Origin of the sequence: Prevotella sp. LMAG:51 (assembly GCF_008680225.1) — a bacterium.
Classification (GTDB): domain Bacteria; phylum Bacteroidota; class Bacteroidia; order Bacteroidales; family Bacteroidaceae; genus Prevotella; species Prevotella pectinovora.
Genome location: NZ_NALQ01000003.1, coordinates 228,176 through 239,810, shown reverse-complemented (window position 1 = coordinate 239,810; position 11,635 = coordinate 228,176). Strand labels below are relative to the sequence as shown.

General features: G+C 49.4%; 3 protein-coding genes, 2 tRNA genes, 3 rRNA genes and 3 pseudogenes. 1 reads left to right on the top strand and 10 read right to left on the bottom strand.

Annotation, left to right across the window (positions count from 1 at the left end; translation table 11 throughout):
- The 4 genes and pseudogenes from CCC32_RS12770 to CCC32_RS01230 form a co-directional block, all read right to left on the bottom strand.
- A pseudogene (locus CCC32_RS12770) lies at positions 1 to 716 on the bottom strand (IS982 family transposase); the annotation flags it as partial.
- 495 nt (positions 717 to 1,211) lie between these two features.
- Positions 1,212 to 1,434, bottom strand: a pseudogene (locus tag CCC32_RS01240) (DUF2795 domain-containing protein).
- A gap of 99 nt (positions 1,435 to 1,533) precedes the next feature.
- Complete coding sequence (locus CCC32_RS01235; RefSeq protein ID WP_044064480.1) at positions 1,534 to 2,094, bottom strand: cob(I)yrinic acid a,c-diamide adenosyltransferase; 561 nt, start codon at positions 2,092 to 2,094, stop codon at positions 1,534 to 1,536.
- Positions 2,095 to 2,107: 13 nt separating this feature from the next.
- Complete coding sequence (locus tag CCC32_RS01230; protein WP_287071664.1) at positions 2,108 to 2,689, bottom strand: hypothetical protein; 582 nt, start codon at positions 2,687 to 2,689, stop codon at positions 2,108 to 2,110.
- A 230-nt stretch (positions 2,690 to 2,919) separates the two neighbouring features.
- Here CCC32_RS01230 and CCC32_RS01225 point away from each other — a divergent pair.
- Positions 2,920 to 4,147 (top strand): annotated as a pseudogene (locus tag CCC32_RS01225) (L-serine ammonia-lyase).
- A 374-nt stretch (positions 4,148 to 4,521) separates the two neighbouring features.
- Here CCC32_RS01225 and rrf read toward each other — a convergent pair.
- From rrf to CCC32_RS01195, 6 genes are all read right to left on the bottom strand, one after another.
- Positions 4,522 to 4,634: ribosomal RNA gene (gene rrf, locus CCC32_RS01220) — 5S ribosomal RNA — on the bottom strand.
- An 80-nt stretch (positions 4,635 to 4,714) separates the two neighbouring features.
- Positions 4,715 to 7,610 (bottom strand): 23S ribosomal RNA (locus tag CCC32_RS01215).
- Positions 7,611 to 7,758: 148 nt separating this feature from the next.
- Positions 7,759 to 7,832 (bottom strand) — tRNA-Ala (locus CCC32_RS01210).
- Positions 7,833 to 7,856: 24 nt separating this feature from the next.
- Positions 7,857 to 7,930 (bottom strand) — tRNA-Ile (locus CCC32_RS01205).
- A 175-nt stretch (positions 7,931 to 8,105) separates the two neighbouring features.
- Positions 8,106 to 9,637, bottom strand: a 16S ribosomal RNA gene (locus CCC32_RS01200).
- The 16S, 23S and 5S rRNA genes sit together here with 2 tRNA genes alongside, the layout of an rRNA operon.
- A 504-nt stretch (positions 9,638 to 10,141) precedes the next feature.
- Positions 10,142 to 11,560: an aspartate ammonia-lyase gene (locus CCC32_RS01195; RefSeq protein ID WP_022317030.1), complete on the bottom strand. Its 1,419-nt coding sequence runs from the start codon at positions 11,558 to 11,560 to the stop codon at positions 10,142 to 10,144.
- Between the last annotated feature and the right edge of the window lie 75 nt (positions 11,561 to 11,635).

Below are 11,635 nucleotides of genomic sequence, written 5' to 3'. Positions count from 1 at the left end.
TTTTCATATTGCATTTCAAGCCAGTGACAATTTCTATACCGTCGTTAAACAATCTCTCAAACAAGCCATGCGAAATATATCCTTTGTCTGCGAATAATTTTCCGAACACATTATCACTCAATCTGTTAAAAACATCTGTATTTCTATCGTCAACATTCGCTTTCGTAAGCATAAAGTTAAGCAGTTCACCTCTCTCATTGCATATCAGGTGTAACTTGAAACCGAAATACCATCCCATGGTGCTTTTGCCTCTTTCTGCATAACCACGGAACACCTTATTCCTTGTTATACGCTTGTTGTGGCATACAGGAATGCATGTACTGTCAATGAAACTTATACCCGTGCATCTACCAAAGCAAAACAGTTGGAGGAACAGCATCATCTCAACCGCGACTCTGGACTCGAGTTCAACAAAGCGGTTATATAGAGAGCTGCTTTGGGAACAAGTCGTGCAGGTGCACCTTGACATAAAAGAGGTAATAATGCTTGAAGTTGCGGAAAGTATTGAAATGAAAGCAGATGAGTATTGTCATGATTTCCGACCGGCTCATAGTACATTTCCGATTGCGGTGCTTACGCCCGTCAGGCTCACAAATGGACATGCGGGCAATCTCTTTATCATATTCTTGGCAAAAATCATCGATAATACAGAAAATTTCAGTAATTTGTCCTTGGTAATCTCCATAACTATAGTATCCTTTTACTTTATAACTAATTGATTTACAACCATAAAGGTACTAAAAATTATTGAGATTACCAACTTTTATAAAGACTTTCTTATCCCGAACTCAGGTTAATTATTATTGGTATCGCAAAAAATAGGGCCGAATTATTTCAAGTAGAGTTGGCAAATAAAGAAATTGATGTTGTACAACATACTCTTAGGCATGATCTTATTATCCGAACATTCCTTGTGCCTTTAAGTCTACATTCAAGATTCGCGATATTCTTCCCATATACAATAATATGAATTTGATTTATGCACTATATACGCGAAGATAGCAGAAAAGTTTATCAGAATTAAATGATCAGCGAAGAAAGAATTCAGAAAGTACCGATTATTGATCATTTAATTCTTCAAAATATACTTATTTGAGCATTTTATTTGGCGGTAAACAGAACGTAAAAAGCGGTATAGGAATGTTGTCGTACAATTCCCATACCGCTTATATTCAACTGCTTTAAGCTGTTTGTGCTAGCTGTTTGAGCTGTTAGTATTCGTCCTCGCGTTGAAGGGAAGTCTTCTTTTGTCGGATAGTCGGGCCAGATATCCTCGATGCTCTCGTAGACGTCACCCTCATCCTCTATCTCCTGCAGATTCTCCAACACTTCAAGCGGCGCCCCGGAACGAGTTGCGTAGTCAATCAATTCGTCCCTTCGTTGCAGCCATGGCGCATCTTCGAGCTTTGAAGCTAATTCAAGTGTCCAATACATAGTAAATATAAATTATCAGTTTGCGATACCAGGCAGCATCACCATGCCAGCTCGCTGCCTATTATAAAATTGAGCGCAAAAATAATGTTTTTTTCTTATCTACAAGTTTTTCTTCCATATTTTTTCTCTCACACCGTCATTAAAGTTTAATTTGCGTGCGAGCATGAAGAGATAGTCAGAAAGACGGTTGATATACTGCAATACATTTCCATCGAGCTTGGTGGTTTCACCGAGGAAGAATATGCGCCTCTCCGCCCTGCGGCATACCGTGCGGCATACATGTGCGAGAGCTGCCTCATGTGAGCCTCCGGGGATGATGAATGACGTCTGTCGGGGCAGACTGCCGTTCAGCTGGTCAATTTCCTCTTCCAGCACCGTCACCTCCTGCGGGTCGATGGTATACGAAGGTGCCAACTTGGTCTGAGTGGTATCGGTAGCGAGATATGAGCATACCGTGAACAGCGTGCGCTGAATGCTGATCACCATATTCTTGTCGTCGCCATCCTTCATGAATGAAGCAAGCAGACCGAGCTGCGCACTGAGTTCATCCACGGTGCCGTATGCCTCGATACGAGGGTTTGTCTTTCTCACCCTCACTCCTCCTACCAAGCTCGTCATGCCCTCGTCGCCTGTCTTTGTATAAACCTTTGTTATTGCCATAGTCTTGAGATTTTTAAAAGTTAATCTTGTAATTCTGCTTATATCGTTTCGGATCGACATACACCAATCCGCAATAATACATATCAAAGGACACTATATTCTGAAGTCTCCCCACTACATCTTGCCAGACCGCCTTGTTGTAGTTCAACCTATCCACTACCACGAAATCACCGGTCCGCAACCGCTTCACCGCTTCCGTCAGCCATTCTGCATCTATTGCAGGGGCATTGGCATGCAGGATATGCGTCCCCGGTGCATTTCCAAGCGTTTCCAGCGCCGGATCCGCATCACACGGCCCAATGCCCGCCCAACGCAGAGAATTGCAGCCTGCACGGAAATAAGCCTTGTCACGCTTCATGTCTTCATCATCAAAGCCCACCGCCACCACCATCTCTGGCTGGGCATGGTTGGCGAGACGGAGAAAGAACTCACCCATCTTGCGTCTCACGGCATCTGCCTCAGGAAAATCCTTTGCCAGACGTTCGTAGGCATAATACGGGTAATGCTCATTTATGACGTATCTGACGAGGCTGTAAGCCCAAGGCGACTGTATTCCGAAGCCCCGGCAACAGCCAATCCTACTGAGCCATATCATTCCGCGTATTAACCTATTTGTCGTCATCAGGCGCAAATATACGTATTTTTATCAAAAATAAAACGATTTGTCAGGACATTTTTCCATCAAGAACGTAAATATCAAGGATAAAAGGTAATAACAAGCTCTTAATATCAAAACAGGAAGAGAGAGAAACTGAAAAAAGTCAACTCTGCATTTGCTATTGATATGATTTTCCGCTAATTTTGCATTTTAAAGGTAATAGAGATATGAAAACGCTTAAAGAACTTTTCAAAATAGGCAAGGGACCATCAAGCAGTCATACGATGGGTCCACAGAAAGCCGCAAAGATATTTCTGGAGAACAACCGCGGAGCAAGCTCGTTCGAGGTGACTCTCTATGGTAGTCTTGCCGCTACGGGCAAAGGACACATGACAGACATCGCCATCATCGAGGTGCTGGAACCCATTGCTCCCGTTAGGATAATCTGGAAACCGGACGTATTCCTTCCGTTCCATCCCAACGGAATGAAATTCAAGTCGCTCACAAATGACGAGAAGCCTATCAACGAATGGACGGTATACAGCATAGGTGGAGGTGCGCTCTCTGAAGGCAAAGGAGATGACGACATGTTCAACTCACCTGAAGTCTACGACATGAACTCCATGACAGAGATAATGAAATGGTGTGAACGCACGGGAAGAAATTATTGGGAATACGTGCAGCTATGCGAAGACAGCAGTCTGTGGGATTATCTCGAAGTGGTATGGATCAAGATGAAAGAGGCGGTTGAACGTGGTCTTAAACGTGAAGGAAGACTTCCCGGTCCGCTCAATCTGCCACGCAAGGCACCGACATACTACGTGAAAGCAAGTGGCTATAAACAGTCGCTGCAGACAAGAGGATTGGTATATGCCTATGCTCTGGCAGTGAGTGAGGAAAACGCTTCAGGCGGAACAATCGTCACCGCTCCTACCTGTGGAGCATGCGGCGTGCTGCCAGCGGTGTTATATCATATATCAAAGAGCCACGAATTCACAGACAAACAAATCCTGCACGCTCTTGCCACAGCGGGACTGGTAGGAAATATAGTGAAGAAAAACGCATCCATCTCCGGAGCCGACGTTGGTTGCCAAGGAGAAGTGGGCGTAGCATGCGCCATGGCGTCAGCAGCATCCTGCCAGTTGTTCGGTGGCAGCCCGTCTCAGATAGAATATGCAGCAGAGATGGGACTGGAACACCACCTCGGTATGACTTGCGACCCTATTTGTGGATTGGTGCAGATACCATGTATCGAACGCAATGCCTTCGCTGCCACCCGAGCACTCGACTCTAATCTCTATGCCCGCATTCTCCGACGGATCTCACCGCGTTTCGTTCGACCGCGTCGTAGAGGTAATGAAGCGCACCGGACACGACATTCCATCGCTATACAAAGAGACTAGCGAGGGCGGCCTTGCAAAGGGTTTCAACATGACGGGTAACGTGAATGACTAAAGCAACAATTCAAACGCCCAGACAAGTTAGAATAAAGTAATACGATAACATTACGCATTCTGAGCCACAAAGCGGATTACATCTCCTGGTAGGGAACTGTAATCCGCTTTCTTTATACTCAAACGGTCATCAATACTAAAATTCAACAAAAACCGTCAACCATCTGGTCACATATTCGGAAGTGTCTATAATTCAGTCACTTCCGTCTGTTTCTGCATGCAAAAACCATCTGGTAATTGTCCGGACAATTCAATTATCGCCTGATGAAAACAGACATGACGTGCATGAGGACCAAGGAAGACCCTGATGCGTACAGACGCAAAAAAAATCCTCCGGAGGATTGCTCTTCCGGAGGATTCAAGTCTTAAAGTGAAAAAAGGCGGTTACCTACTCTCCCACATTGCATTGCAGTACCATCGGCGCAAGCGGGCTTAACTTCTCTGTTCGGAATGGGAAGAGGTGGAACCCCGCCGCTGTCGCCACCTGATATGGGGGACATGCGTAATGTTACAGACTTCTTGTTTTGTAGAATTGACAGTTGCAATACAACTGAAAGTGTGTGCCTGAAAGCGAAAGCTCTCGGGCAATTAGTAGCGCTCGGCTTTGACGTCGCCGTCTTTACACCTGCGCCCTATCAACGTCGTCGTCTGCGACGACCCTCAATGGAGTTCTAATCTCGTGGAAAGCTTCGCACTTAGATGCTTTCAGCGCTTATCCGATCCAGACGCGGATACCCGGCGGTGCGCCTGGCGGCACAACCGGTACACCGGAGGTCTGTCCGTCACGGTCCTCTCGTACTAGTGACAGCACCACTCAAAACTCCTGCGCCCACGATAGATAGAGACCGAACTGTCTCACGACGTTCTGAACCCAGCTCGCGTGCCACTTTAATGGGCGAACAGCCCAACCCTTGGGACCTTCTCCAGCCCCAGGATGTGACGAGCCGACATCGAGGTGCCAAACCACCCCGTCGATATGAGCTCTTGGGGGGGATCAGCCTGTTATCCCCGGAGTACCTTTTATCCTTTGAGCGACGGAGTTTCCATACACATCCGCCGGATCACTATGCCCCAGTTTCCTGCCTGCTCGGGATGTCTCCCTCCCAGTCAAGCGCCCTTTTGCCATTGCACTCTTGAAGGCCGCTTACCAAACGGCCCGAGGGCACCTTTGGAAGCCTCCGTTACGCTTTTGGAGGCGACCACCCCAGTCAAACTACCCACCAAGCAGTGTCCGCGACTCTCCGCGTTAGACCTCAGACAGCCAAAGGGCCGTATTTCAAGGATGGCTCCACAACGCCTGGCGACGCCGCTTCGAAGCCTCCGGCCTATCCTACACATCGGATGACCAAGGTCAATGCTAAGCTGTAGTAAAGGTTCACGGGGTCTTTTCGTCCCATCGCGGGTAATCGGCATCTTCACCGATACTACAATTTCACTGAGCTCATGGCCGAGACAGCGTCCGGATCATTACACCATTCGTGCAGGTCGGAACTTACCCGACAAGGAATTTCGCTACCTTAGGACCGTTATAGTTACGGCCGCCGTTTACCGGGGCTTCAATTCAATGCTTCCCTTGCGGTGACATCTCCTCTTAACCTTCCGGCACCGGGCAGGTGTCAGGCTGTATACTTCATCTTTCGAGTTCGCACAGCCCTGTGTTTTTGTTAAACAGTTGCCTGGACCTATTCTCTGCGCCTCACCCGGAGGTGAGGACCCCTTATCCCGAAGTTACGGGGTCAGTTTGCCTAGTTCCTTAGCCATGAATCTCTCAACGCCTTAGTATGTTCTACCCAACTACCTGTGTCGGTTTGCGGTACGGGTACCGCCAACATGAGTTTAGCCCATTTTCTCGGGAGTATGCTTACCCTCGCTCTCAGGTTCCCCCGAAGGGGACCCCGTACTTTCAGGTTTCAGCTCAAACGCCGGATTTGCCTGGCATTCTCATAGCCTACGCCCTTCAACGCCCTATTCCGTCAGGGCGCGGAGGTGTCACTGCTCCGTCTGGACATCACTGATGGCGGTAGTCACGGAATGTTGACCGTGTCTGCCATCGGCCTCGCCGCTCGGCTTAGCCTTAGGACCCGACTGACCCCAGGATGAATGGCATTGCCTGGGAAACCTTAGTCGTTCGGCGGGAGGGGTTCTCGCCCTCCTAATCGTTACTTATACCTACATTTGCTTTTCCATAGGCTCCAGCAGTAGTCACCTACTGCATTCTACGCCGATGGAATGCTCCCCTACCGATACTTTTATTATTTGCTATCCCGCGCCTTCGGTGCCTGTCTTATACCCGATTATTATCCATGCACGGACCCTCGACCAGTGAGCTGTTACGCACTCTTTGAATGAATGGCTGCTTCCAAGCCAACATCCTGGCTGTCTCAGGGACCACACTTCGTTAGACTAACTCAGACAGAACTTCGGGACCTTAGACGGCGGTCCGGATTCTTCTCCTCTCGGGGACGGACCTTAGCACCCGCCCCCTTACTGCAGGAATACTAAGCGTGAGCATTCGGAGTTCGTCAGGTCTCGATAGGCGGTGAAGCCCTCTTGACCTATCGGTCGCTCTACCTCTCACGCTGACCTTCCCACGCGGCACCTAAATGCCTTTCGGGGAGTACGAGCTATCTCCAAGTTTGATTGGCCTTTCACTCCTACACTCACCTCATCCAGAAGCTTTTCAACGCTTATTGGTGCGGTCCTCCATCCCGTGTTACCGGGACTTCAACCTGGACAAGTGTAGATCACTTGGTTTCGCGTCTGCCTCCGCCAACTTGACGCCCTCTTCAGGCTCGCTTCCACTACGGCTTCGTCCCTCATGGGACTTAACCTCGCTGGCGACGGCAACTCGTAGGTTCATTATGCAAAAGGCACGCCGTCACATCTCATGGATGCTCCGACCGCTTGTAGGCGCATGGTTTCAGGATCTCTTTCACTCTTCTCGTCGAAGTGCTTTTCACCTTTCCCTCACGGTACTGGTACACTATCGGTCTCACGGGAGTATTTAGCCTTGCCGGATGGTCCCGGCGGATTCGGGCAGGATTCCTCGTGTCCCGCCTTACTCAGGATACCGCTAGGCCTTCGCTCGCTTCACGTACGGGGCTTTCACCCTCTACGGCCGGACTTTCCAGTCCATTCTGTTCACGATAAAAGTACCACAGCGCGGTCCTACAACCCCGGCGTTGCCTTGACAACACCGGTTTGGGCTCTTCCCCGGTCGCTCGCCACTACTGGGGGAATCATTGTTTATTTTCTCTTCCTGGAGGTACTAAGATGTTTCAGTTCCCTCCGTTCGCCTCCGGACTTTTGTCCGGATGACAGTCCTTCAGACTGCCGGGTTGTCCCATTCGGAAATCCCTGGATCAACGGTCATTTGCACCTCCCCAAGGCTTGTCGCAGCTTATCACGTCCTTCATCGCCTCCGTGAGCCTAGGCATCCGCCATACGCCCTTTCTTACTTTCGCCTGTGTCCACATGTGAACCGTAATTCACAAGGGACCTAGCCCATACTTTCAGCTGTATTGAAATTTTCTTTTCTACAGTTTTGTCTGTAACAACATGTCAAAGATCGTCTGTCGATTCATAACCATACGAATACGGTTGTCGACTGCGTGGAGAATAACGGGGTCGAACCGTTGACCTCTTGCATGCCATGCAAGCGCTCTAGCCAACTGAGCTAATCCCCCATGCTTAAGAAATTGTTTTCCTTGTAGTCCCAGGCAGACTTGAACTGCCGACCTCCACATTATCAGTGTGGCGCTCTAACCAACTGAGCTATAGGACTGTGTCGGACGCTACCGTCAAGTCAAACCTGCGGCTCAAACTCTTTCAAGGGTTTTGCCCGGTTTCATTTTTCTCTATTTTAAAAACAGGAGTTCGTGAGTACAAGAAGATTTTTGGAAAGACCTGATTCCGTATCTTCTGTCTTACAGGTGCACCTTTTCGAAAGGCATCTCCAGAAAGGAGGTGTTCCAGCCGCACCTTCCGGTACGGCTACCTTGTTACGACTTAGCCCCAATCACCGGTTTCGCCCTAGGCCGACCCTTGCGGTCACGGACTTCAGGCGCCCCCGGCTTTCATGGCTTGACGGGCGGTGTGTACAAGGCCCGGGAACGTATTCACCGCGCCATGGCTGATGCGCGATTACTAGCGAATCCAGCTTCGTGGGGTCGGGTTGCAGACCCCAGTCCGAACTGGGGGACACTTTTGCGATTGGACGGACGTTGCCGGCCGCCGGCGCTCTGTATGCCCCATTGTAACACGTGTGTAGCCCCGGACGTAAGGGCCGTGCTGATTTGACGTCATCCCCACCTTCCTCACACCTTACGGTGGCAGTGTCCGCAGAGTGCCCGGCATCACCCGATGGCAACTACGGAGAGGGGTTGCGCTCGTTATGGCACTTAAGCCGACACCTCACGGCACGAGCTGACGACAACCATGCAGCACCTTCACAGAGACCCCGAAGGGCGTCATTATCTCTAAATCCTTCCTCTGCAATTCAAGCCCGGGTAAGGTTCCTCGCGTATCATCGAATTAAACCACATGTTCCTCCGCTTGTGCGGGCCCCCGTCAATTCCTTTGAGTTTCACCGTTGCCAGCGTACTCCCCAGGTGGGATGCTTAACGCTTTCGCTTGGCCACTCGCCCAGGTGGGCGAATAGCGGGCATCCATCGTTTACCGTGCGGACTACCAGGGTATCTAATCCTGTTCGATACCCGCACTTTCGAGCCTCAGCGTCAGTTGCGCTACCGTCAGCTGCCTTCGCAATCGGAGTTCTTCGTGATATCTAAGCATTTCACCGCTACACCACGAATTCCGCCAACGTCCCGCGTACTCAAGTGGACCAGTTCGCGCCGCACGTCCGCCGTTGAGCGACGGAATTTCACGACACGCTTAACCCACGGCCTGCGCTCCCTTTAAACCCAATAAATCCGGATAACGCCCGGACCTTCCGTATTACCGCGGCTGCTGGCACGGAATTAGCCGGTCCTTATTCAAATGGTACATGCAATGCGGGACACGTCCCGCACTTTATTCCCAAACAAAAGAGGTTTACAACCCGTAGGGCAGTCTTCCCTCACGCTACTTGGCTGGTTCAGGCTTGCGCCCATTGACCAATATTCCTCACTGCTGCCTCCCGTAGGAGTTTGGACCGTGTCTCAGTTCCAATGTGGGGGACCTTCCTCTCAGAACCCCTACTGATCGTCGCCTTGGTGGGCCGTCACCCCGCCAACAAGCTAATCAGACGCATCCCCATCCCATACCGCCAGTCCTTTCGTCATCAATATATGCATCTTAATGACAGCATACGGTATTAATCCGCCTTTCGACGGGCTATCCCGTGGTATGGGCCAGGTTGGATACGCGTTACTCACCCGTGCGCCGGTCGTCATCCTGGAAGAGCAAGCTCTACCAGATGTTACCCCGCGACTTGCATGTGTTAAGCCTGTAGCTAGCGTTCATCCTGAGCCAGGATCAAACTCTCCATTGTATAATATCTTTATAATGACCTTTCCCGAAGGAAAGTTCGTTTTGTCTCTGTTCAGAATGCCTCCGAAAATCATTCGGTATCACCTTCAGAAATTGATAGGTTTCGTTCTACCCAGAACTCCTTTATCCATGACCCCTATATAATATAAGGTGGAAAAGAAGCCTGCTTCTTGTACTACTACTTCTCTGTTTATTGTAATCTTTTCAAAGAACTCTTTCTTTTGTCGCTCTTTCTGACTTAGTAACTGTTTAGTAACAGCGTTCGTTCTCAAAAGCGGATGCAAAGGTATGGGTTTTTCTCATACCATCCAAATGTTTTCAAAAGAAAATGAGAAAAAAGTGACGGTTTTCCTTTTATTTGACAGAAAACAAAGAAAAACGTGGTTATTCACCTTATATAATTAATGCGCACGCATGAGGGGCAATTTCAGAAAAACGCCTGACGGCATATTGAAACCGTCAGGCGTTTGTCAATTAGATATTTCCGTATTGATGTTATGGGATATTATTTCAATGTGAAGTTGTGAGACTGGAGCATCTCCTTTGGATCGAGTGCTTTGTCGAGCTCTTCCTTGCTCATGAGTCCCTGCTCGATAACGATGTCGTATACTGAGCGACCTGTCTCGAATGCCTCTTTGGCAACCTTTGAGCTCTTCTTGTAGCCGATGATTGGGTTGAGGGCAGTAACGATACCGATACTGTTCTTCACCATCTCCTGGCAGCGCTCCTTGTTTACTGTGATGCCGAGCACGCACTCCTCTGTGAGAGTCTCGATAACGTTCTTCAACCATGTGAGGCTCTCGAAGAGGCTTTCAGTGATGATTGGCTCCATAACGTTGAGCTCGAGCTGGCCAGCTTCTGCAGCGAAGCATACAGTAGCGTCGTTACCGATAACCTTGAAGCAAACCTGGTTTGTCACCTCTGGAATAACAGGGTTCACCTTACCTGGCATGATTGATGATCCAGGAGCCTTAGGAGGCAGGTTGATTTCATTGAGTCCGCAACGAGGACCAGAAGCCATGAGTCTCAGGTCGTTGCATATCTTAGAGAGCTTGACAGCCAGACGCTTCAGAGCTGAAGAGTAGCTTACGTAAGCACCTGTATCTGGTGTAGCCTCAACGAGGTCGGTGGCAGAAACGAAGTTCTCGCCGGTGAGCTTGCTCAGGTTAGCAGCGCAGAGCTTTGCGAATCCCGGAACGGCATTCAAGCCAGTACCGATTGCAGTACCACCCATGTTGATTTCGTGGAGCAACTTCACGTTGCGCTCGAGGTTGAGGATTTCCTCTTCGAGGTTGTTGGCGTATGCCTTGAACTCCTGTCCGATAGTCATAGGCACGGCGTCCTGCAACTGTGTACGTCCCATCTTGATTGCGTCGTTATACTCCTCTCCCTTGTAGCGGAAAGCACTGATAAGACCGGTCAGAGCACGTACCAGATGGATGTTCATGCGGATGAGCGCCAGGCGGATAGATGTAGGGTAAGCGTCGTTTGTGCTCTGTCCACAGTTCACGTGGTCGTTAGGAGAGCAATACTGGTATTCGCCCTTGTTATGTCCGAGGATTTCGAGCGCGCGGTTAGCGATCACCTCGTTGGCGTTCATGTTTACAGATGTTCCTGCACCTCCCTGCACCATATCGATAGGGAAGTTTTCATGCCACTGTCCGTCGATAATCTCGCGGCAAGCCTGTGCCATAGCTCCGGAAATCTCGTCGTTGATAACTCCGAGAGAGTGGTTTGTCTGTGCGGCAGCGAGTTTCACGTATGCTGTAGCGATAATGAAATCAGGATAGTCACGCATTGTCTTGCGTGAGATATGATAGTTGTTGATACCACGCTGTGTCTGTACGCCATAGAGGGCATCAGCTGGAACGTTCAGTTCACCAAGGAGGTCAGACTCTACTCTGAATTTTGTCTTGTCTGTCATAATATTATATCATTAATAGTTTAAATTCGGTTTTTCAAGGTTGGAATATCATTGTGTTTTCATTTCCGCTGCAAA